The following is a 19,911-nucleotide window of genomic DNA, read 5'->3' on the forward strand; positions in this document are numbered from 1 at the left end:
AGGCTCTTCAAAAACGTCCATGTTTTTGAAGGTCCCGGAAAACCCTACCCGCCCCCTGTCCCCGGACCTGCGTATGGCCTGCTCAATACTTGGTGAACCGGGACAGACTCATTGAATTTCGAACGTTTTGACTAGAGAGAATCCGACAAATGCTGAGCATCAAGAACCTGCACGCTTCCGTCGAGGGGAAAGAGATCCTCAAGGGCATTAACCTGGAGATCAAGGCCGGTGAGGTACACGCCATTATGGGGCCGAACGGGTCCGGCAAGAGTACCCTGTCCCAGGTGCTGGCGGGTAACGAGGCATTTGAGGTGACTGAAGGGGAAGTGACCTTGAACGGTGAGAACCTGCTGGACCTGGAAACCGAGGAGCGTGCCCGCGAAGGTATTTTCCTGGCGTTCCAGTACCCGGTGGAGATTCCCGGGGTCAGCAACCTGCAGTTTCTGCGGACCGCTGTTAACGCCATGCGGACTCACCGGGGCGAGCCGGAGATGAACGCAGCCGAGTTCATGAAGCTGGCGAAGGAAGTGTCCAAACAGGTGGACCTGGATCCGGCGTTCCTCAAGCGCGGGGTTAACGAGGGCTTCTCCGGTGGCGAGAAGAAGCGCAACGAGATCATGCAGGCACTGCTGCTGCAGCCAAAGCTGGCGATTCTCGATGAGACGGATTCCGGCCTGGATATCGACGCCCTGAAGGTTGTGTCCGACGGCGTGAATGCGCTGCGAGCCAAAGACCGGGCCATTCTGATGGTGACCCACTACCAGCGCCTGTTGAACCATATTGTGCCCGACTACGTCCACGTACTGGCCGGTGGTCGTATCATCAAGTCCGGTGGCCGTGAGTTGGCACTGGAACTGGAGGAGCGCGGCTATGGCTGGCTGGGCATCAAAGAAGACGAAGCAGCAGCTGCCAACTGATCGGGAGGTCGTGGAATGAAACCAGCACCAACGCTTTCCAGCGCCTTTCTTCAACCGTCAGGCAACGCCCTGCCCGGTCCGCTGCTGAGTCTGCGCGAGCAGCGCGGTACGGCCCTGGTGGACATGCCGCTGCCAACCCGCAAGACGGAGAACTGGAAATACTCCAGCAAGCACCTGAAGCTGTCCGATAAACTGGCAACGAACCTGCCGGCCGGCAGTGCGACCACATCGGCGGCCGAAGACGGCTACCGGGTAGTCTTTCGTAATGGGGTGATCGATCCGCAGGCCAGCCGCCTGCCCCAGGTTGACGGGCTGACGGTTCAGCGGTTTGCGGACCTGTCCGATGACGAAGCGTCTGCCTTGGCCGGGCGGCTGGACAATACCCTCGACACCAACGCCACCCAGATGGCAAGGCTCAACACGGCCCGTTTCGAGGATGGCCTGCTGATTACCCTGAAGCCGGATGCGGTGCTCTCTGAGCCACTGTTTGTGATCCACGAAGTGACCGCTACCGCCAGCGGTTCGGCCTTTCCGCGTATCTACGTGGATGCCGGCAGGCACAGCCAGCTGACCCTGGTGGAAGAGTACGTTTCCAGTGGCGATCAGCCCGTGATGGTGGATACCGTCACCGAGTTCATGGTGGCCGATGGCGCGCAGATCACCAGCATCCGCCTGACCGCCGAGGACCAGAACGTGCAGCACATCGGTGCCACCGGTGTCCGCCAGCAGCGCAGCTCCCGCTTCGAGAGCCATTGCGTCGGTTTCGGCGGCCCCCTGCGTCGCCACGACCTGCAACTACGACTTGAAGGCGAAGGCGCTGAGTGCAAGCTCAATGGCGTGGTGGTTACCCAGGACAAGCAGCATTACGACAACCACACCTGCATTGACCATGTAGCGGCCAACTGCAACAGCGAAGAGACCTACCGCAACATCGCTGCGGCCGAGTCCCACGCCGTGTTCAATGGCCGCATTCATATCCACCAGGACGCCCAGAAGTCCAATGCGGATATGAACAACAAGAACCTGCTGCTCTCCACCGGCGCGGAGATAGACACCAAGCCGGAGCTGGAGATCTACGCCGATGACGTGAAATGCGCCCACGGCGCCACCATCGGTCAGCTGGACGAAACGTCCCTGTTCTACCTGGTATCCCGGGGTATTTCCCGGCGGGAAGCCAACGTTCTGCTGACTATGGCGTTCATCAACGAACTGGTCACCCAGATTCCGGTGGAGCAGGTTCGCGACAGCGCCAATGAGCGCCTTAACCGGTTTTTTGACGATACCTTTGAGGAGGCCTGATCCGGTATGTCCGATCTTTCCGTGGCCAAGACCGCACCAACCTCCGGCTTTGACGTAGCCGCTGTTCGCCAGGACTTTCCGATACTGTCCCAGCAGGTGAACGGCAAGCCGCTGGTGTACCTGGACAATGGCGCCTCGGCCCAGAAGCCCCAGGCGGTACTGGATGCCATGGACCGGTATTACCGGGAGATGCACTCCAACGTTCACCGGGGTGCCCATACCCTTGGCGATCGCGCCACAACCGCCTTCGAAGGTGCCAGGGAGACCGTCCGGGGCTTCCTGAATGCCGAAAGCACCCGCCAGATCATCTGGACCAGGGGCACTACCGAGGCCATTAACCTGGTGGCCAACGGCCTGGCGCCGCGCCTGAAAGCCGGCGACGAGATCCTGGTGAGCTACATGGAGCACCACGCCAATATCGTGCCCTGGCAGATGGTGGCCGAGCGTACGGGTGCGAAGGTCGTTCCCGTACAGGTCACTCCGGACGGCGAGCTGGACCTGGACTCCTTCAACAGCCTGCTGGGTGACCGCACCCGGGTGCTGGCCATTACCCATGTGTCCAACGTGCTGGGCACCATTAACCCGGTAGCACCGTTAATCGAGCAGGCAAAGGCCCTGGGCGTGATCACCGTGCTGGATGGTGCCCAGGCGGTGCCGCACTTCCAGCCGGACGTACAGGCCCTGGGTTGTGATTTCTACGCCTTCTCATCCCACAAGGTGTTTGGCCCCACCGGTATCGGCGTGCTATACGGCAAGGAGCAGTTGCTCGAGGAAATGCCGCCCTATCAGGGCGGCGGAGAGATGATCGAGCGGGTGTCGTTCGAGCGCACCACGTGGAATACCCTGCCCTACAAATTCGAGGCAGGTACCCCGGCGATTGCCGAGGCGGTGGGACTTGGGGCGGCCATCGATTATCTCAATGGTTTTGACCGGCAGGCCATGGAGGCTGCAGAAAATGCCCTGCTTACCCGGGCCAATGAACTGCTGGAAACGGTGCCCGGTATGAGCCTGATTGGCACTGCCAAACGAAAGGTGCCGGTACTGTCCTTTAAAATCGATGGCCTGCACCCCAGTGATATAGGTACCCTGCTGGACCAGCAGGGCATCGCCATCCGCACCGGCCATCACTGCGCCATGCCGCTGATGGATTTCTATGGCGTACCGGGCACGGCCCGGGCGTCCTTTGCGTTCTACAATACGCTGGAGGAGGTGGACCAGTTATTTACCGGTCTGCAGAAGATCCAGCGCCTGTTTGCCTGATGGAGGTGGAACAATGACAGCCGAAACCTTCACTCCCACTGTGGGCGTCACCATGACCCCCAGTGCGGTCAGACACGTCCGCAAGCAACTGGAAAAGAAGCCGGAAGCGAGGGGCATCCGCCTGTGCATCAAGAAGAGCGGCTGCTCCGGCTTCAAGTATGAAACTCAATGGGTGGACGAAGTCTCGGCGGATGACGAGGTGTATACCGTGGATGGCGTGAACATCTATGTGAAAAAAGAGCACCTGCCCATGGTCAACGGCACCGAAATCGACTTCGTGACCCAGGGCGTGAACTCCATGTTCGAGTTCCGTAACCCCAATGCCACCGCCGAGTGTGGTTGTGGTGAGAGTTTTACAGTGGCTTGACGATTTATTGGCCACGGCGTCCACGGCCCTTCGACAGGCTCAGGGCGAACGGGAAACCATCGAAGCACCGAACGAAAAAATGAAAGGATTCTTGGCCACGGGAAATGACAGATGAAAGCTTCAAACTTGTTTGTCTTTGATTTCGTGTTCTTTCGTGGATTTAGTGGCCAGGAAAGTCTTTGCCTTTTTTCCGTTCGCCCTGAGCCTGTCGAAGGGCCGTGGATTCCGTGGCAAAAAGAGAGCTTTAGAAAAGGCTGATTCAGCATGCAAGAACGGGAAGTGGTCCTGACCAAGCGCGAGGTGGAAGCCCGCCTGGTCCCCTCCGGCACCGAAATCATGATTCCGTCGGACACCTTTGTCACCATCACACAGTCGCTTGGTGGCAGTTTCACAGTGGCCGTCAATGGCAATCTGGCGCGCATTGAAGGGCATGATGCCGACGCCCTGGGTAAGCAGCCCCTGGAGAGCAGCTTCGAGACCCCCGCAGACGGCACGGTCAACGAGAACCAGGTGTGGGAAGCACTGCGAAACTGCTACGACCCGGAAATTCCCGTCAACGTAGTGGACCTGGGGCTGATCTACGATTGCAACATTGAAAACGACAGCGCTGACGGCAACCACATACACATTCTGATGACCCTTACCGCGGCCGGTTGCGGCATGGGGCCAGTCATCACCGATGATGTAAAACGCAAGGTTGAGCATGTGCCCAACGTGGACAAGGTGACGGTGGAACTGACCTTCGACCCGCCCTGGAGCAGCGAAATGCTCACGGACGAAGCCAAGCTTGAACTGGGCATGCTCTGACAGACACGCTATCCTTGCGCCTGACTGACCTGGAGCTACTACCAGCCACCTGAATCGCGAACCAGCACGGCAGACCTATGACCGCCAGCAAACAGCAATTCCTCGACAACCCCCTGGGCAGTGAAACCACCCTGGATGATGTACTCGATGCCTTCGAGTTACTGGACGACTGGGAAGAGCGCTATGCCTATATCATCGATCTGGGCAAGCAACTGCCGGCCTTTCCGGACGATGAACGGGTCGAGAAAAACTACGTACATGGCTGCCAGAGCCAGGTATGGCTGATTGATCACTTCGATCAAGACAGCGGCCGGCTCTACCTGCTGATTGATTCGGACGCCATGATCGTACGAGGGCTGGCTGCGATTATCCTGGTGGCCCTGAACGGAAAGGCGCCGAGAGATCTGCTCACCACGGATGTAGACGAACTGTTCGAACAGCTGGACCTGTTCCGGCATATTTCCCCGACCCGGGGTAATGGCCTGAGGGCCATGGTAGGGAAAATCCGCGACATTGCCGCACGGCAGGCCGCCTGAACGACTGAACCTGCACGGGTGGGGCACTGTGCGCCGGGGGGCTCAGCCCTTTTCTTTCCAGCCGTCTTCCCGCAGCACCGAACCCACATCAAGCACCGGTGAGGCATCGATATCGTCGGCGTCCATCATATTGGCCACCCGCTGCAGTGATGCCACGATCATGCTCTGCTCCCACTGGTCCAGGTTCTGGAACTTGCGGATAAAGTTGTCCTGCAGTGGCAGTGGCGCCCGTGCCAGCAACGCAGCACCGTCGTCCGTCAGATGAGCATGTACCTTGCGCTTGTCCCGGGTGCTACGTACCCGGTAAACCAGGTCACGATGCTCAAGGCGATCAAGAATGGTGGTGACTGTCGCCTGGCTCAGACTGACGTGGTCGGCAATAGTACCGATGGTCACCTCGCCCAGGTCGCGAATCGTGCGCATGATCAATAGTTGCGGGCCGGTCAGGCCGGCATGTTTGCTCAGGCGCTTCGAATGGAGATCGGTGGCCCGAATGACCCGCCGCAGCGCCACCAGAACCTGCTCGTAGCTCTTGCTATCCGTGTGGGCGGCTTGCCCGCTATGACGCTCATTTAGATTGGACATGTCTCACAGCTACCATTTGTTTATACCACTAACTATTAGAGGTCTTTGCGCCCCTGAATGCAAGTCGGGGTTGCCCCTTATCGCCATAGACCCGAACTGAGGCAGGCGAGACCGGACACCTGCGGGCTGGTTATGCTATGGTCTCGTCAAAACGGCCGGGGCCCGGGGCCCGGTTGTCCGCTGACCACAGGAATCACGATGTTTCAGTTACTGTCCCTGCCGAACCTTTCACGCACTTCCCGCAACGCACTGTTCTGCGCCAGTCTGTTTGCCCTGGTACTGGCACCGCTGAAACTGGCAGCGCAACCTGCAGGCCAACAGGACACCGGCCCCACGGCAGAAGATGTTGAAAAGCGGATTCCCGAACTGGACGAATCGATGTATACCCCGTTCGTGGAGCTCTACCTGCTGGAAGAAACCAAGGCCCTGCGAACCGAAATGCAGAATACACGGGCGGAACTGATCGAAAAGGTGGTGGACAAGGAGCTGTCTGTGGCGGACAAGACCATGTCCTACGCCACCGATACCGTCACCTACTTCTTCTATCTTATTGCCGGCGCGACCTCCATCCTTGTGGTGATTGGCTGGAACTCCATTCGTGATATGCGTAACCAGCTCACCAGCCTCGCCGAAAAGCGGGTGAACGAGCTGGTCGTGGAATATGAAACCCGCCTGAAGTCCATTGAGGAGCAGCTCCAGCAGAAGTCTGACATCATCCACCAGAACCAGGCCGAGATCGAGCGCACCAACGAGGTGCACTCATTATGGCTGAAGGCCAGCCAGGAAACCTCCCAGCAAAACAAGATCGCCGCCTACGACCGTATCCTCGATCTTCGCCCGGACGACGTCGAAGCCCTCAGTTTCAAGGCCGACGCCGTACTGGAAATGCAGGAGCCCCTGTGGGCAATCAGTCTCTGTCAGCGGGCGCTCAAGCTGGCTCCCGAGAACGGCCACGCCCATTACCAGCTCGCCTGCGCCTACGCGGAAATTGGCCGCTGGGACGATGCCGTCACCAACCTGGGCAAGGCCATCGAGATTTCCGACGCGTACCGGGATGACGCCTCGGTCGATCCCAGTTTCGCCCGCCTGCAGGAACACCAGGCGTTCAGGGACCTGATCTACCCGGAGGAGATCGATCCGGATCAGGACACCCCCCAGGCCCCCTCCTGACCCTCCATCCGCGCGCAACCTGGCCCAGGCCTTGCTTGATTGCCAGGGTGGTGCCGGGAACCGACAAACCCCAGGTTCCTTGTGAACCAGGCGACGCGGGCCGAAATGACTCGAAAACTGGTTATGAATATCACATAATCGGGTACTGTCCTGGCCGGCTACAGGCGGCCAAAACCCTGTGATACGGGTCCACATATAACCACTCACAAGCGCCGCCCGGCCTCCCCCGCTTGACAGGTCGCGACCTGTGGTGTTTGTTACTAATGGGTACAAAAGTAAGCGAACATCATTTATAATGTAGCGGTCGTTTGCCAAGCTTATCGGATATCTACACACATGCGCCACGATGACGGTCGTAAACTTGATCACAAAACATTAGAAGCCATTCGCGTTCGCGCCGTTCAACGAGTCATGGATGGCGAGAGCCCGGAAGTCGTCATCAAAGCGCTTGGCATGAGCCGGGCACGAATTTACGAATGGCTGGCTGCCTACCGAGAGGGTGGCTTTGACGCACTTAAGGCCAAGCAAATTTCTGGTCGCCCCAAAAAGCTGAGCGGCGCTCAGATCCGGGAGCTGTATACCTGGATAACAACCTTTACGCCGGACCAGCTGAAGTTTGATTTTGCCCTGTGGACCCGGGGTCGTGTGCGTGAGCTCATCCGGCAAAAGTTCAACGTCCGGTTAAGCGATGTCTCGGTTGGTCGTCTGCTTCGAAACCTGGGGCTGACGCCCCAGAAACCACTGCATAGGGCTTACCAGCAAAAACCAGAGGCCGTGAAGCAGTGGAAAGAAGAGACCTACCCGGAAATCCGCAAGGAAGCCAAAAAAGTCGGTGCCACCATCTACTTCGGTGATGAAGCCAGTATCCGGTCTGATTATCACAGTGGCACGACCTGGGCGCCCAAGGGTGAAACTCCGATCATCCGCAATACCGGCAGTCGCTTCAGCATCAATCTGATCTCGGCCATCTCACCTCGCGGTGAGCTTCGCTTCAAAACGATTCAGGGCACCATGAACACCGATGCGTTTCTCGGTTTCCTCAAGGCTCTGGTGCAAGACGCTGACAAGCCGGTTTTCCTGATCCTCGATAACCACCCGGTTCACCATGCTCGTCGCGTTCGCGAGTATGTCGAGAGCCTCGACGGCAAGCTCAGGCTGTTCTTCCTGCCGCCGTACTCGCCGGAGCTGAACCCTGATGAGTCTGTTTGGGGCTACATCAAATACCACCACGTCGGTAAAAAGATCATCAACAGTAAAGAACAACTTCGGAGCATTGTTTACCGGCAGCTTCGGCGCTTGCAGAAATTGCCAAAGCTATTGAAATCGTTTTTTGGTCATCCGGACCTGGCTTATATCTCTGGATGATGTTCGCTTACTTTATTTCGGGTTAGTAAGTTCGTTGGTAATAAAGAAAAATCAGAAAAGGCAGGAGCTTCCAATGATCAAGAAATTCACGAAACTCGCACTGGCGACCGGTGTTTCCGCCGCGATTGCCCTACCCGCATCCGCCCTCGCCGAGATCCGTATCGGGATCGCCGGCCCCATGACCGGCCCCGTGGCACAGTATGGTGACATGCAGTTTTCCGGCGCCCGCATGGCCATCGAGCGGATCAACGCCAGCGGCGGTGTTAATGGAGAGAGGCTTGAAGCCGTCGAAGTCGATGATGTTTGTGACCCGAAGCAGGCCGTTACCGTGGCCAATCGGCTGGTCAATGAAGGCGTCAGCTTTGTCGTTGGCCACCTGTGTTCCAGCTCTACCCAGCCTGCGTCAGACATCTACGAAGACGAAGGTATCCTGATGATTACCCCGGCCTCCACCAGCCCCGGCATCACCGAGCGGGGCTATGAACTGGTGTTCCGCACCATCGGCCTGGACAGCATGCAGGGCCCCGTTGCCGCGAACCACCTGATCAGCCTTGACCCACAGCGGGTCGCGGTCATCCATGACAAGCAGCAGTACGGCGAAGGTATCGCCACGGCGGTCCGGGACACACTGGAAGAATCCGGTGTTAACGTGGTGATGTTCGAAGGCATTACCGCCGGTGACAAGGACTTCTCGTCACTGGTCACCAAGCTCAAGCAGGCAGACGTTGACTACGTCTACTATGGCGGCTACCACCCGGAGCTTGGCCTGATTCTCCGCCAGGCCCGCCAGGCCGACCTGGATGCCGTGTTCATGGGCCCGGAAGGGGTTGGCAACAATGACATCAACACCATTGCCGGCGATGCAGCCGAAGGGCTGCTGGTGACCCTGCCACCGAGCTTTGACGAGAAGGAAGAGAACCAGGAGCTGGTCCAGGCATTCAAGGACAAGGATGAGGATCCCTCTGGCCCGTTCGTGCTGACCTCCTACACCGCCGTGCAGCTCATTGCCGACGGCATCGAACAGGCCGGCTCCACCGACCCGTTCGAGGTGGCCGAGGCTCTGCGCGAAGGCAGCTTTGAAACCCCCATCGGTACCGTCAGCTACGACGAGAAGGGTGATATGGAGTCCTTCGAGTTTGTGGTCTACGAGTGGCACGCCGACGGCAGCAAGACCCCCGTCAACTGAACCCAATCCGACTCGACCTCTCCCCGGCAGCCAGGCAGGCTGCCGGGGAGCTCATAACGGTCAGGTTGACGGAGAATACCTTCCATGCAAGACCTGCTCTATTTCTGTCAGCAGCTGATCAACGGACTGACCATCGGTAGCACCTATGCCCTGATCGCCATTGGTTACACCATGGTGTACGGCATCATTGGCATGATCAACTTCGCCCACGGCGAGATTTACATGATTGGTGCCTATACGGCGCTGATCGCCATTACTGGACTGGCAACACTGGGCATTGCCTGGCTGCCCCTGGTGTTACTGGTGGCGCTGATCTGCGCAGTGATCGTTTCCAGTTCCATGGGCTGGGCGGTGGAACGGGTGGCCTACCGGCCGGTTCGCGGCCGACACCGGCTGATCCCCCTGATTTCCGCCATCGGTATGTCCATTTTCCTGCAAAACTACGTACACCTCTCCCAGGGCTCCCGCAATATCGGTTTCCCGGCCCTGATAGACGGTGGTTTTCAGTTAGGCGGTGACGAGAGCTTCCAGCTCTCCATCTCCTGGATCCAGATCACGATCTTTGTCACCACCTTTATCTGTATGTCGGCTCTGTCAGTGTTTATTTCACGCTCACGTATCGGGCGGGCATGCCGGGCCGTCTCCCAGGACCTGGGCATGGCCAACCTGCTTGGCATCGACACCAACCGGATCATCTCCGCCACTTTCGTGATCGGTGCCGCCCTTGCCGCAGTGGCAGGGCTGTTACTGGGCATGTATTACGGTTCGGTGGATCCGCTGTTCGGCTTTATCGCCGGACTCAAGGCGTTCACAGCAGCGGTGCTCGGGGGCATAGGCAGTATTCCCGGCGCCATGCTCGGTGGCCTGATTCTGGGGATTGCCGAAGCCATGACCTCCGGCTACCTCAGCGGTGAGTACAAGGATGTGATTTCCTTCAGCCTGCTGATCCTTATTCTGCTGTTCAAGCCCACCGGGCTTCTGGGCAAACCGGAAGTGGAGAAAATCTGATGGTGGCACAGAACTTCCGACATGCGCTTTTCTGCGCCCTGATCACCCTGATCATCGCCTGGCCGATCATGGGCCTGAAACTGACTGCGGTCGGCACCGAAATCACCGTCGTCGGCGCCAGTGCGTTCACCTGGATTGCGGTGGCATTAGCCGCGGTGATCGTCTTCCTGTTCCAGCTATTCCGTGACAAGGTCATGGTCGGCCTGGGCGCCGTCACCATTCTAGACAGGCTGGCCGACCGGGAGCCTCTTCCGGACGAAAAGCGCCTCCGGCTCGAAAACATTGGCCTGGTGCTGTTGATAGCCGTTGCCCTGATCTGGCCGTTCTTCGTGTCCCGGGGTGCGGTGGACCTGGCCACGCTGGTACTGATTTACATCATGCTTGCCCTGGGCCTGAACGTGGTTGTGGGCCTGGCGGGGCTGCTGGACCTGGGCTATGTCGCCTTCTACGCGGTGGGCGCCTATACCTTCGCCCTGCTCTCCAACTACTGGGGCGCCTCCTTCTGGATGGCCCTGCCCATCGGTGCCTTGCTGGCCGCCCTGTTCGGGCTGGTACTGGGCTTTCCGGTGTTGAGGTTGCGGGGTGACTACCTGGCCATTGTGACCCTGGGCTTCGGCGAGATTATCCGTATCCTCCTCAACAACTGGACCAGCGTTACCGGCGGCCCCAATGGTATTGGCGGTATTCCGGACCCTACCCTGTTCGGCATGGAGTTCGGGCGGCGGGTCAAGGAAGAGGGCAACACCTCCTTCCACGAAACCTTTGGCATCGCCTATTCCAGTGAACACAAGGTGATCTTCCTGTACCTGATAGCCCTGGTGCTGGCAATATTCACTGCCTTTGTCATTCGCCGCCTCATGCGCATGCCGGTGGGGCGCTCCTGGGAAGCATTGCGGGAAGATGAAATTGCCGCCCGCTCCCTTGGCCTGAGCCGAACCGGCGTCAAGCTCTCCGCCTTTACTATCGGCGCGTTCTTTGCCGGCTTTGCCGGTACCGTGTTCGCCTCCAAGCAGGGCTTTATCAGCCCCGAGTCTTTCGTCTTCCTGGAATCGGCGATCATCCTGGCCATTGTGGTGCTCGGGGGGATGGGCTCCCAGCTCGGTGTCATCCTGGCGGCCATTGCGGTCACCATTCTGCCGGAACTGGCGCGGGAATTCTCCGAGTACCGCATGCTCATCTTTGGTGCCGCCATGGTACTGATGATGGTCTGGCGGCCTCAGGGCCTGCTGCCCATGAGACGTCGCCACATCAAACTGAAGGCGGGGGGATAGCACGTGTTGGAAGTACAGAACCTGTCAATGCGGTTTGGTGGCCTGCTGGCCGTGGACCAGGTGTCGCTGGATGTCCGGGAGCACGAAATCGTCTCCATCATCGGACCCAATGGCGCCGGCAAGACCACAGTCTTTAACTGTATGAGCGGTTTTTACCGCCCCACCGGTGGCAAGATCCTGCTCGATGGCAAGGAGATTCAGGGCAAGCCGGATTACCGGATTTCCCGCCTGGGCCTGGTGCGCACCTTCCAGCACGTGAGGTTATTCAATCGCATGACCGTGGTGGAAAACCTGATGGTAGCGCAACACCGTCACCTCAATACCAACCTGCTGTCCGGCCTGGTGGCCACGCCCAACTACCGGGCCCGTGAGCAGAAGGCCCTGGACCGGGCGTCCTACTGGCTGGAACGGGTGGGCCTGCAGGAACTTGCCAACCGGGATGCAGGCAACCTCGCCTACGGCCAGCAGCGGCGACTGGAAATCGCCCGCTGCATGGTCACCGAACCGCGGCTGCTGATGCTGGATGAACCCGCTGCCGGACTGAACCCGGCAGAAACCCGGGAGCTGAACCAGCTCATCATCAGCCTCAAGGAAGATTACAACGTATCGGTCGTGCTGATCGAACATGATATGAGCCTGGTCATGGACATCTCCGACCGCATCAACGTGATCAGCCAGGGTCGCCCCCTGGCCACCGGTACGCCGGAGGAAGTCCGCAACAACGACGAAGTTATCAAAGCCTATCTGGGGGAAGCCTGACCCATGCTGTTACTGGAAGATGTTCATACCCATTACGGCAAGATCGAGGCACTCCACGGGGTCTCTGTGGAGGTCAATCAGGGCGAGATCGTATCCCTGATCGGCGCCAACGGGGCGGGTAAAACCACCTTGCTGATGACGGTCTGCGGCACGCCCCAGGCCAGCGCTGGTCGCGTGCTGCTGGAGGACCGGGATATCACCCGTCTGCCCACGTCGGAAATCATGCGCTCGGGCATCGCCATCGTCCCTGAAGGGCGTCGGGTGTTTCCAGGCCTTACGGTGGAGGAAAATCTGTACATGGGGGGGTTCTTCAATAACCGGACGCAGAACGAACAGGGAATTCGCCATGTGTACGACCTGTTTCCCCGGCTAAAGGAACGGGAACACCAGCGGGCGGGCACCATGTCCGGCGGCGAGCAGCAAATGCTGGCGATTGGCCGGGCGCTGATGAGCAAGCCACGGCTGATGATCCTGGATGAACCGTCCCTGGGGCTGGCCCCGCTGGTGATCAAACAGATTTTCGAGATCATCGCCCAGCTTCGCGACGAGGGCATTACGGTGTTCCTGGTGGAACAGAACGCGCACCAGGCGCTGCAGCTGGCGGACCGGGGCTACGTTCTGGAAACCGGTCGCATCCGCCTGCAGGACACCGGCGCCAACCTGCTGGCCAACCCTGATGTCCAGGCGGCCTACCTCGGGGGTTAGAACGGCTACCCGGGAACGAGGACCAATCGAGAATTTTTACTACATATCAATGAACAAGGTTGGCCTTTATCCTGACTTGGCTATACTTGTCTGGAACGGTTGGGCCCCGGAGAGTCACCGGGGTTGATGCCGTAGGAGTGGGCGACCGGACCGGCCCCGCTTCGCATTAGCGACGCAAAATGATAATCAAGGAGCAGAACATGAAAAAACTGATCGCAGGTGCCATCCTTCTCGGCGCATCCAGCATGGCCTTCGCACAACCAGGCTGTGGTGTTGGCGCCATGATCTGGAAGGGCCAGTCAGGCATCGCCCCCCACGTACTGGCGGCGACTACCAACGCCACCTTCGGCAACCAGACTTTCGGCATGACCACTGGCACCCTGGGCTGCCAGACCAACCAGTCGGTCCAGTCCATGGCCATGTATATGGACAGCAACATCGACAAGGTTGCCCGTGACATGTCCCGCGGCTCCGGTGAAAACCTGGAAACCCTGGCCGTTCTGCTGGGCGTTGATGAAGCCGACCGCGGCGAGTTCAGCCAGCTACTGCAGGACAACTTTGCCGTTATCTTCCCGACCTCTGACACCACCTCAGACCAGGCGGTGGATGCCATCGTGGCACTGCTTGAGCAGAATCAGCGCCTGAGCAAATACGTCGCCTGATACGTCAGCGCCCAGCGGCAGCCTGCAATTCAGGCAGGCTGCCCACCCCCTTTCGAGGGCACCACGCCAGCCGTTCACCCACAAGATTCCCTGCTGCATGCCAATCCGCACCTTGCCAGCCCTGATAATCGGGCTATCGCTTTGCACCACCGCCCAGGCGGAACAGCCCGGCACCATCACCCGACTTGCCAGCTCCGAGGCCTGGTTAACACTGGGGCACTATCACCCGGACACACTGGGATCCGGTTATACCAGTCAGGCAGATGATGACGACTTCTTCCTCAGCCCGAACGGCAAGGCCAACCCGGAAGCCGAATTGCGGGCCACTATCGAGGCCATTACCCGGCCCGCTAGCGGTAACGACAACGATCACGCCCGTTGTGAATTTCCGGCGCGGGACGCATGGATCCGCTCTCGCCTGTCACTGCGGGAACCGGAGGTGACCTGTTCCGATTACAACGACTGGAAAGCTGAGCTTAACACCGAGGCGGTAACCCTGGTTTTTGCCGCCTCGTACCTTAACAGCCCCTCCTCCATGTTCGGGCACACCTTCCTGCGACTGGATCCACCCCGAGAAGACGGCGAAACCAACCTGCTACTCGCCAACACCATTTCCTATGCGGCAGACGCGGCCGAACATGACAGTGAAATCCTGTTTGCCTATCGCGGTATCTTCGGCGGTTACCCGGGGATTACGGCGGTCCAGCCCTACTATGAGATGATCAAGGTCTATTCCGACATAGAGAACCGTGACCTCTGGGAATATCGCCTCAACCTCACCGCTGCCGAAGTGGATCAGATGCTGGCGCACACCTGGGAGATCCAGGACCGCAACTTCGATTATTACTTCTTCGATGAAAACTGCGCCTACCGGCTACTGGCGCTGATTGATGTGGCCCGGCCGGGTACGCAACTGCTGGACGAGGTCAGCACCCACGCAATCCCCTCGGATACCATCCGCTGGGTGGTGGACCGGGGCCTGGTCGAGGAGATCCACTACCGCCCTTCCGCTGCTACCCGCGTCAGCCATTCCCTCGGCGAGCTGAGTCCAGACGAACGCCGGTTGGCCGCAGCCATCGCCAACGGCTATGTGGCAGTGGACGACGACGAGGTGCAATCCCTCGCGCCCCCGGCACAGGCCCGGGTCCTCGATGCCACCTACGACTATGTACGCCACCAGACACAGGCTGAAGAGTGGCCGCGCGACTTCTCAGCACCTCTCTCCCATGACCTGCTCGTGGCCCGAAGCCGTCTCCAGGACCAACCTTCCCTGGGCTCGCCTGCAAGGCCAGAGGTACGCGACGATCAGGGCCACGACACGATGCGTCTGGGGATCAACACCGGCAGTACGGGAGAACGGCGCTATAGCGAGTTATCGCTACGGGCGGCCTACCATGACCTGCTTGACCCTCCCGCAGGCTATCGGCCAGGCGCCCAGCTGCAATTCCTGAGGCTGGATGCACGGCTCTACCACGATAAACAGGAGCTTCAGCTGGAGAACCTCGTAGGCGTGGAGATACGCTCGCTGACACCCCGGGACGGGTTCTTCAAACCGCTGTCCTGGCAGGTCGGCTTTGGTGGCCGTCGTGCTGAACTCGAGAATGGTGACCGGGCCTTCACGCCCTATGTGGATGGCGGTGCCGGCGGCTCCTGGCGGATCACTAACCGGATCCAGGCGCTGGCATTACTGACCGGAGACCTTGAGATTAGCAAGCACCTGTCACGCGGATACGACATCGCCCCCGGCGCTGACCTCGCCCTGCTACGCCAGGACCACAGACTCAGCGTGATGACCGGCCTGCGCAGCAAGTCGTGGGTTGTCGGCGAGCACCACCGGGAAGATGAACTGTATATGCAGGGCGCGTGGCATATAGCGCGGGATTACAGCGTGAGAGCCCAACTCAGCCGAACCCATCACTACGACAGGTACGAAACCTCATGGAAGCTCGGATTCCACGCTTTCTTCTGATGCCGCTGGTGGCAGCCTTTGCTGCATTCCAGGCCGGATGTAGCGGTTTGTTCTTCTACCCGGACCAGCAGGTATACATCACCCCGGACCGGCTCGAACTGGCTTATGAAGATGTATGGCTGGAAACACCGGACGGCGAAACCCTCCATGGCTGGTGGTTACCGGCCCAGGGAGAGCCCAGGGGAGATGTCTATTTTCTCCACGGTAATGCCCAAAACATCAGCAGCCATGTGCTAAACGTCGCCTGGCTGCCTGAGACCGGCTACAACGTCTTTCTCCCCGACTACCGGGGGTACGGAAGGTCGACGGGCGCTACCGACCTGGAGGGGGCCCTACACGATGCAGAAGCCGGCCTGCGTTGGCTTGGCGAACGAACCGATGGTAAACGGCCTCTTTACCTACTGGGCCAAAGCCTCGGGGGCGCATTGGCGATCACCCTCGCCAGCGAATGGGTTCCACGACAGGAAAGGCCTGAACTGAGTGGTGTGATCGTGGATAGCGCTTTCTCTGGCTTCCGCGCCATCGCCCGGGAGAAACTGGCCGGATTCTGGCTGACCTGGCCCCTGCAGGCCCCTCTCAGCTGGACCATCCCTGATGACTACGAGGGAGTCGACCGCATCGGCGACATCAGTCCGGTTCCGGTGATGGTGATTCACAGTGTCCGGGACGGCATCATCCCGATCCACCATGGCCTGGCGCTGTATGAGGCGGCTGAACAGCCCAAGCGTTTCCTGCGAACTGACCTGCCCCATGCAGGGACTTTCCTGTTGCCCGAATACCAGCGTGCGGTGCTCGAGTTCATGGAGAACCCTGCAGAGACAGCGGCCTCCTCCCTGAAGCACTCACCCTGAACGAAAAAAGCCGGGAACCTCTCGGCCCCCGGCTTCTTCCTTAAACCACGAAGAACTTATTCTTCGTCGTCCATCTCTTCAGCTTCCACATCCAGCGGACGACCGACCAGCTCGACAAATGCCATGGGGGCATTGTCACCGGCACGGAAACCGCACTTGAGGATGCGAAGGTAGCCACCCGGACGCTCGCTGTAACGCGGGCCCAGTTCGTCAAACAACTTGGCGACGGCTGCATCGTCACGCAGGCGGGAGAACGCCAGGCGACGATTAGCTACCGAATCATTTTTTGACAGTGTGATCAACGGCTCGGCTACCCGGCGAAGCTCTTTGGCTTTCGGGAGCGTTGTCTTGATCAGCTCGTGCTCAACCAGTGACGCAGTCATGTTACGGAACATGGCCTTGCGATGCGCACTGGTCCTGCTGAACTTACGACCACTCTTACGATGACGCATTGCTCTGATTCCTTACCTTAAACTACCAATACGGCGATCAACCGCCCAGAACCCGGTCATCACCACGAAGGCTTGCCGGCGGCCAGTTGTCAAGGCGCATACCCAGGGACAGGCCACGTGAGGCCAGAACGTCCTTGATTTCGGTAAGCGACTTTTTACCCAGATTAGGCGTCTTCAACAGCTCAACTTCAGTACGCTGGATAAGATCGCCGATGTAGTAAATATTCTCTGCTTTGAGGCAGTTTGCTGAACGGACCGTCAGTTCCAGATCATCGACCGGACGCAGCAGAATCGGATCAATTTCTTCCTCTTCCTCGACGTTCTCCGGCTCTTTTTCATGATCGAAATCGACAAACACGGCAAGTTGCTGCTGGAGTACCGTAGCGGCCCGGCGAATCGCTTCTTCCGGATCAATGGTACCGTTGGTCTCCAGGTCAATAACCAGCTTGTCCAGATCGGTGCGCTGCTCAACACGGGCACTTTCGACCGCGTAGGCGACACGACGCACCGGGCTGAAGGTGGCGTCCAGTTGCAGGCGTCCGATCGCACGGGTCTCGTCTTCGTCGAGCCCCCGCTGATCGGCAGGCTCGTAACCACGACCGCGAACCACCTTCAGACGCATGTTCACTTCACCCTTTTCGCTCAGGTGACAGATAACATGGTCCGGGTTGGTCACTTCAACGTCGTGATCCAGCGCGATATCGCCGGCGGTCACGACACCCGGGCCTTTCTTGCTGAGGGAAACCTCAGCTTCGTCACGCCCGCCCATTTTCACGGCAACGCCCTTGAGATTCAGCAGAATCTCGATGACGTCCTCCTGGACACCCTCAATTGCACTGTACTCGTGCAGAACACCGTCGATCTGCGCCTCGGTAATGGCGCAGCCAGGCATTGAGGACAAAAGGATCCGGCGCAGGGCACTGCCCAGAGTATGACCAAAGCCACGCTCGAGCGGCTCCAGGGTCACCTTGGCGCGAGTGGTGCTCAGCTCCTTCACGTCAATGGTACGAGGTGTCAATAACTCATGTACTGAACGCTGCATAGACGCCCCTATCTGCTCTCGTTGCTAATGGACTTTACTTGGAGTAAAGCTCGACGATGAGGTTCTCGTTGATGTCCGACGACAACTCGGTACGCTCTGGTACCGACTTGAAGGTGCCGGTCATCTTGTTGGCGTCAACCTCGACCCATTCAACCGGGGCACGACTCGCGGCCAGCTCCAGTGCACCTTTTACGCGCAGCTGGTTCTTCGCCTTCTCACGGATGCTCACCACGTCGCCAGGACGGACCTGGTAGGACGGAATGTTCACCGGCTTGTCGTTCACCAGAACCGCCTTGTGGGATACCAGCTGACGCGCTTCAGCGCGGGTCGAGCCGAAGCCCATGCGGTAGACCACGTTGTCGAGACGGGTTTCCAGCAGCTGAAGCAGGTTCTCACCGGTAGCGCCCTTGATCCGGGCAGCTTCCTTGTAGTAGTTGCGGAACTGCTTCTCCAGTACGCCGTAGATACGACGAACTTTCTGTTTTTCACGGAGCTGTACGCCATATTCGGACAGCCGGCCACGACGAGCGCCGTGCATGCCCGGGGGTGTTTCGATGTTGCACTTGGAATCCAGTGCACGAACACCGCTTTTCAGGAAAAGATCTGTCCCCTCACGGCGAGACAGCTTACACTTTGGACCTATGTAACGTGCCATATCTCACTGTCTCCTTTAAACGCGGCGCTTCTTGGGCGGACGACAGCCGTTATGGGGAATCGGCGTCACATCAGTTATGTTTGTGATCTTGTAGCCGCACGCGTTAAGCGCACGAACTGCAGATTCACGCCGGCCCGGGACCCTTAACCTCTACGTCCAGGTTTTTAAGGCCGTATTCAGCAGCCGCATTACCGGCTCTTTCAGCTGCTACCTGCGCAGCAAAAGGTGTGCTCTTGCGTGACCCACGGAAACCGGAACCACCAGAGGTGGCCCAGGACAGGACGTTGCCCTGACGGTCAGAAATGGTCACGATAGTGTTGTTGAAGGACGCGTGAATATGCGCGACGCCATCAACAACCGTCTTTTTCACCTTTTTACGGGTACGTGTACCTGGCTTTGCCATGTTTGCCTACCTGTTTACTTTCGGATCGGTTTGCGAGGACCTTTACGGGTGCGCGAGTTGGTCTTGGTGCGCTGGCCACGAACCGGAAGGCCGTGACGATGGCGCAGACCACGGTAGCAACCGAGATCCTTCAAACGCTTGATGTTCATCTGAACTTCACGACGCAGATCGCCTTCCACGCTCAGCTTGCCCACTTCGGTACGAAGGGTCTCGAGCTGATCGTCGGACAGGTCCTTGATCTTGATATCCTGCTGGATACCTGCTGCATCGCAAAGCTTCTGGGCTGCTGTCTTGCCAACACCAAAGATATAGGTCAGCGAGATAACAGCATGTTTGTTGTCGGGTATATTGACACCGGCTATACGTGCCATCCAGATTACTCCGCGTTCAAAGCTTTGCTGTGTGAATTTTCCGCCACAAAAAGGGCGCGAAATAATAGCGCTTGACCCCCTAAGGAGTCAAGCGCTATCAGTCAAGCCCTAACCAGGGCCAGTGCGATTCAGACCGAATCAGCCCTGGCGCTGCTTGTGACGAGGCTCCGTGCAAATGACCCGGACCGAGCCATTGCGACGAATTACTTTGCAGTTACGGCAAATTTTCTTTACCGAAGCGCGTACTTTCATTGTCGACTCCAGATTTCAG

At 58.8% G+C, this 19,911-nt stretch carries 23 protein-coding genes and 1 pseudogene; 17 read left to right on the forward strand and 7 right to left on the reverse strand.

Annotated features, from left to right (window positions below; all coding sequences use genetic code 11):
* Nucleotides 1–149: 149 nt before the first annotated feature.
* The 7 genes from sufC to LJ360_RS15855 all read left to right on the forward strand — a co-directional run bounded on the left by sufC (nucleotide 150) and on the right by LJ360_RS15855 (nucleotide 5,186).
* Nucleotides 150–917, forward strand: a complete 768-nt coding sequence (sufC, locus tag LJ360_RS15825; RefSeq protein WP_091850171.1) for a Fe-S cluster assembly ATPase SufC — start codon at nucleotides 150–152, stop codon at nucleotides 915–917.
* A gap of 15 nt (nucleotides 918–932) precedes the next feature.
* Nucleotides 933–2,216: a Fe-S cluster assembly protein SufD gene (gene sufD / locus LJ360_RS15830; protein WP_091850173.1), complete on the forward strand. Its 1,284-nt coding sequence runs from the start codon at nucleotides 933–935 to the stop codon at nucleotides 2,214–2,216.
* Between the two features lie 6 nt (nucleotides 2,217–2,222).
* Nucleotides 2,223–3,476, forward strand: coding sequence for an aminotransferase class V-fold PLP-dependent enzyme (locus LJ360_RS15835; protein WP_091850175.1), 1,254 nt, complete (start codon nucleotides 2,223–2,225; stop codon nucleotides 3,474–3,476).
* Between the two features lie 13 nt (nucleotides 3,477–3,489).
* The gene (locus tag LJ360_RS15840) at nucleotides 3,490–3,843 is read left to right on the forward strand and encodes a HesB/IscA family protein (RefSeq protein WP_091850177.1); all 354 of its coding nucleotides are present in this window, start codon (nucleotides 3,490–3,492) and stop codon (nucleotides 3,841–3,843) included.
* A 111-nt stretch (nucleotides 3,844–3,954) separates the two neighbouring features.
* A complete protein-coding gene (locus tag LJ360_RS15845; RefSeq protein ID WP_177186025.1) occupies nucleotides 3,955–4,101 on the forward strand; it encodes a hypothetical protein in 147 nt (48 codons plus the stop codon).
* Between the two features lie 6 nt (nucleotides 4,102–4,107).
* Nucleotides 4,108–4,650 (forward strand): putative Fe-S cluster assembly protein SufT, encoded by a 543-nt coding sequence (gene sufT, locus LJ360_RS15850; RefSeq protein WP_091850179.1) that lies wholly within the window; start codon nucleotides 4,108–4,110, stop codon nucleotides 4,648–4,650.
* A 77-nt stretch (nucleotides 4,651–4,727) separates the two neighbouring features.
* The gene (locus LJ360_RS15855) at nucleotides 4,728–5,186 is read left to right on the forward strand and encodes a SufE family protein (RefSeq protein ID WP_091850181.1); all 459 of its coding nucleotides are present in this window, start codon (nucleotides 4,728–4,730) and stop codon (nucleotides 5,184–5,186) included.
* A 42-nt stretch (nucleotides 5,187–5,228) separates the two neighbouring features.
* On the opposite strand, the gene LJ360_RS15860 is transcribed toward LJ360_RS15855, so the two are convergent.
* The gene (locus LJ360_RS15860; RefSeq protein ID WP_091850183.1) at nucleotides 5,229–5,771 is read right to left on the reverse strand and encodes a MarR family winged helix-turn-helix transcriptional regulator; all 543 of its coding nucleotides are present in this window, start codon (nucleotides 5,769–5,771) and stop codon (nucleotides 5,229–5,231) included.
* 198 nt (nucleotides 5,772–5,969) lie between these two features.
* Here LJ360_RS15860 and LJ360_RS15865 point away from each other — a divergent pair, with 198 nt between their 5' ends.
* The 10 genes from LJ360_RS15865 to LJ360_RS15910 all read left to right on the forward strand — a co-directional run bounded on the left by LJ360_RS15865 (nucleotide 5,970) and on the right by LJ360_RS15910 (nucleotide 16,717).
* Nucleotides 5,970–6,941, forward strand: a complete 972-nt coding sequence (locus LJ360_RS15865; protein ID WP_143066582.1) for a TPR end-of-group domain-containing protein — start codon at nucleotides 5,970–5,972, stop codon at nucleotides 6,939–6,941.
* A gap of 336 nt (nucleotides 6,942–7,277) precedes the next feature.
* On the forward strand, nucleotides 7,278–8,306 hold the full coding sequence (locus tag LJ360_RS15870; RefSeq protein WP_264994463.1) for an IS630 family transposase: 1,029 nt from the start codon (nucleotides 7,278–7,280) through the stop codon (nucleotides 8,304–8,306).
* A gap of 73 nt (nucleotides 8,307–8,379) precedes the next feature.
* Nucleotides 8,380–9,492 carry a branched-chain amino acid ABC transporter substrate-binding protein gene (locus tag LJ360_RS15875; protein ID WP_091854937.1) on the forward strand — a complete coding sequence of 371 codons (1,113 nt, stop codon included), beginning with the start codon at nucleotides 8,380–8,382 and terminating at the stop codon, nucleotides 9,490–9,492.
* A gap of 84 nt (nucleotides 9,493–9,576) precedes the next feature.
* Nucleotides 9,577–10,500, forward strand: coding sequence for a high-affinity branched-chain amino acid ABC transporter permease LivH (livH, locus tag LJ360_RS15880; protein ID WP_091854935.1), 924 nt, complete (start codon nucleotides 9,577–9,579; stop codon nucleotides 10,498–10,500).
* Nucleotides 10,500–11,771 carry a high-affinity branched-chain amino acid ABC transporter permease LivM gene (locus LJ360_RS15885; protein WP_091854933.1) on the forward strand — a complete coding sequence of 424 codons (1,272 nt, stop codon included), beginning with the start codon at nucleotides 10,500–10,502 and terminating at the stop codon, nucleotides 11,769–11,771. The genes livH and LJ360_RS15885 overlap by 1 nt, the downstream gene beginning before the upstream one ends.
* A gap of 27 nt (nucleotides 11,772–11,798) precedes the next feature.
* Nucleotides 11,799–12,530 carry a high-affinity branched-chain amino acid ABC transporter ATP-binding protein LivG gene (gene livG / locus LJ360_RS15890; protein WP_245742716.1) on the forward strand — a complete coding sequence of 244 codons (732 nt, stop codon included), beginning with the start codon at nucleotides 11,799–11,801 and terminating at the stop codon, nucleotides 12,528–12,530.
* A gap of 3 nt (nucleotides 12,531–12,533) precedes the next feature.
* A complete protein-coding gene (locus LJ360_RS15895; protein WP_091854930.1) occupies nucleotides 12,534–13,235 on the forward strand; it encodes an ABC transporter ATP-binding protein in 702 nt (233 codons plus the stop codon).
* Nucleotides 13,236–13,435: 200 nt separating this feature from the next.
* Nucleotides 13,436–13,897, forward strand: a complete 462-nt coding sequence (locus LJ360_RS15900; protein WP_091854928.1) for a DUF3015 domain-containing protein — start codon at nucleotides 13,436–13,438, stop codon at nucleotides 13,895–13,897.
* 97 nt (nucleotides 13,898–13,994) lie between these two features.
* The gene (locus tag LJ360_RS15905; protein ID WP_091854926.1) at nucleotides 13,995–15,866 is read left to right on the forward strand and encodes a DUF4105 domain-containing protein; all 1,872 of its coding nucleotides are present in this window, start codon (nucleotides 13,995–13,997) and stop codon (nucleotides 15,864–15,866) included.
* Nucleotides 15,836–16,717, forward strand: a complete 882-nt coding sequence (locus tag LJ360_RS15910) for an alpha/beta hydrolase (protein WP_091854924.1) — start codon at nucleotides 15,836–15,838, stop codon at nucleotides 16,715–16,717. The genes LJ360_RS15905 and LJ360_RS15910 overlap by 31 nt, the downstream gene beginning before the upstream one ends.
* A gap of 56 nt (nucleotides 16,718–16,773) precedes the next feature.
* On the opposite strand, the gene rplQ is transcribed toward LJ360_RS15910, so the two are convergent.
* The 6 genes and pseudogenes from rplQ to rpmJ form a co-directional block, all read right to left on the reverse strand.
* Entirely contained in the window at nucleotides 16,774–17,169 is a 396-nt protein-coding gene (gene rplQ, locus LJ360_RS15915) for a 50S ribosomal protein L17 (RefSeq protein WP_091854922.1), read from the reverse strand.
* 37 nt (nucleotides 17,170–17,206) lie between these two features.
* A complete protein-coding gene (locus LJ360_RS15920) occupies nucleotides 17,207–18,211 on the reverse strand; it encodes a DNA-directed RNA polymerase subunit alpha (protein WP_091854920.1) in 1,005 nt (334 codons plus the stop codon).
* Between the two features lie 34 nt (nucleotides 18,212–18,245).
* A complete protein-coding gene (gene rpsD / locus LJ360_RS15925; protein WP_091854903.1) occupies nucleotides 18,246–18,866 on the reverse strand; it encodes a 30S ribosomal protein S4 in 621 nt (206 codons plus the stop codon).
* 15 nt (nucleotides 18,867–18,881) lie between these two features.
* Nucleotides 18,882–19,269 (reverse strand): annotated as a pseudogene (gene rpsK, locus LJ360_RS15930) (30S ribosomal protein S11).
* A gap of 14 nt (nucleotides 19,270–19,283) precedes the next feature.
* The gene (gene rpsM, locus LJ360_RS15935; RefSeq protein WP_091854901.1) at nucleotides 19,284–19,640 is read right to left on the reverse strand and encodes a 30S ribosomal protein S13; all 357 of its coding nucleotides are present in this window, start codon (nucleotides 19,638–19,640) and stop codon (nucleotides 19,284–19,286) included.
* A 138-nt stretch (nucleotides 19,641–19,778) separates the two neighbouring features.
* Nucleotides 19,779–19,892, reverse strand: coding sequence for a 50S ribosomal protein L36 (rpmJ, locus tag LJ360_RS15940; RefSeq protein ID WP_004580765.1), 114 nt, complete (start codon nucleotides 19,890–19,892; stop codon nucleotides 19,779–19,781).
* Nucleotides 19,893–19,911 lie beyond the last annotated feature (19 nt).

Source organism: Marinobacter sp. AN1, from assembly GCF_026013985.1.
GTDB classification, from domain to species: domain Bacteria; phylum Pseudomonadota; class Gammaproteobacteria; order Pseudomonadales; family Oleiphilaceae; genus Marinobacter; species Marinobacter segnicrescens.

What these genes read in the sequence shown, in the direction of transcription:
- sufT (WP_091850179.1), top strand. Translation starts at nt 4,108, where the DNA reads ATGCAAGAACGGGAAGTGGTCCTGACCAAGCGCGAGGTGGAAGCCCGC.
- sufC (WP_091850171.1), top strand. Translation starts at nt 150, where the DNA reads ATGCTGAGCATCAAGAACCTGCACGCTTCCGTCGAGGGGAAAGAGATC.
- LJ360_RS15910 (WP_091854924.1), top strand. Translation starts at nt 15,836, where the DNA reads ATGGAAGCTCGGATTCCACGCTTTCTTCTGATGCCGCTGGTGGCAGCC.
- LJ360_RS15840 (WP_091850177.1), top strand. Translation starts at nt 3,490, where the DNA reads ATGACAGCCGAAACCTTCACTCCCACTGTGGGCGTCACCATGACCCCC.
- LJ360_RS15895 (WP_091854930.1), top strand. Translation starts at nt 12,534, where the DNA reads ATGCTGTTACTGGAAGATGTTCATACCCATTACGGCAAGATCGAGGCA.
- LJ360_RS15870 (WP_264994463.1), top strand. Translation starts at nt 7,278, where the DNA reads ATGCGCCACGATGACGGTCGTAAACTTGATCACAAAACATTAGAAGCC.
- rpmJ (WP_004580765.1), bottom strand. Translation starts at nt 19,892, where the DNA reads ATGAAAGTACGCGCTTCGGTAAAGAAAATTTGCCGTAACTGCAAAGTA.
- LJ360_RS15865 (WP_143066582.1), top strand. Translation starts at nt 5,970, where the DNA reads ATGTTTCAGTTACTGTCCCTGCCGAACCTTTCACGCACTTCCCGCAAC.
- livG (WP_245742716.1), top strand. Translation starts at nt 11,799, where the DNA reads ATGCGGTTTGGTGGCCTGCTGGCCGTGGACCAGGTGTCGCTGGATGTC.
- LJ360_RS15835 (WP_091850175.1), top strand. Translation starts at nt 2,223, where the DNA reads ATGTCCGATCTTTCCGTGGCCAAGACCGCACCAACCTCCGGCTTTGAC.
- LJ360_RS15860 (WP_091850183.1), bottom strand. Translation starts at nt 5,771, where the DNA reads ATGTCCAATCTAAATGAGCGTCATAGCGGGCAAGCCGCCCACACGGAT.
- LJ360_RS15920 (WP_091854920.1), bottom strand. Translation starts at nt 18,211, where the DNA reads ATGCAGCGTTCAGTACATGAGTTATTGACACCTCGTACCATTGACGTG.
- LJ360_RS15855 (WP_091850181.1), top strand. Translation starts at nt 4,728, where the DNA reads ATGACCGCCAGCAAACAGCAATTCCTCGACAACCCCCTGGGCAGTGAA.
- LJ360_RS15845 (WP_177186025.1), top strand. Translation starts at nt 3,955, where the DNA reads ATGAAAGCTTCAAACTTGTTTGTCTTTGATTTCGTGTTCTTTCGTGGA.
- LJ360_RS15875 (WP_091854937.1), top strand. Translation starts at nt 8,380, where the DNA reads ATGATCAAGAAATTCACGAAACTCGCACTGGCGACCGGTGTTTCCGCC.
- livH (WP_091854935.1), top strand. Translation starts at nt 9,577, where the DNA reads ATGCAAGACCTGCTCTATTTCTGTCAGCAGCTGATCAACGGACTGACC.
- LJ360_RS15885 (WP_091854933.1), top strand. Translation starts at nt 10,500, where the DNA reads ATGGTGGCACAGAACTTCCGACATGCGCTTTTCTGCGCCCTGATCACC.
- LJ360_RS15900 (WP_091854928.1), top strand. Translation starts at nt 13,436, where the DNA reads ATGAAAAAACTGATCGCAGGTGCCATCCTTCTCGGCGCATCCAGCATG.
- rpsD (WP_091854903.1), bottom strand. Translation starts at nt 18,866, where the DNA reads ATGGCACGTTACATAGGTCCAAAGTGTAAGCTGTCTCGCCGTGAGGGG.
- rplQ (WP_091854922.1), bottom strand. Translation starts at nt 17,169, where the DNA reads ATGCGTCATCGTAAGAGTGGTCGTAAGTTCAGCAGGACCAGTGCGCAT.
- LJ360_RS15905 (WP_091854926.1), top strand. Translation starts at nt 13,995, where the DNA reads ATGCCAATCCGCACCTTGCCAGCCCTGATAATCGGGCTATCGCTTTGC.
- sufD (WP_091850173.1), top strand. Translation starts at nt 933, where the DNA reads ATGAAACCAGCACCAACGCTTTCCAGCGCCTTTCTTCAACCGTCAGGC.
- rpsM (WP_091854901.1), bottom strand. Translation starts at nt 19,640, where the DNA reads ATGGCACGTATAGCCGGTGTCAATATACCCGACAACAAACATGCTGTT.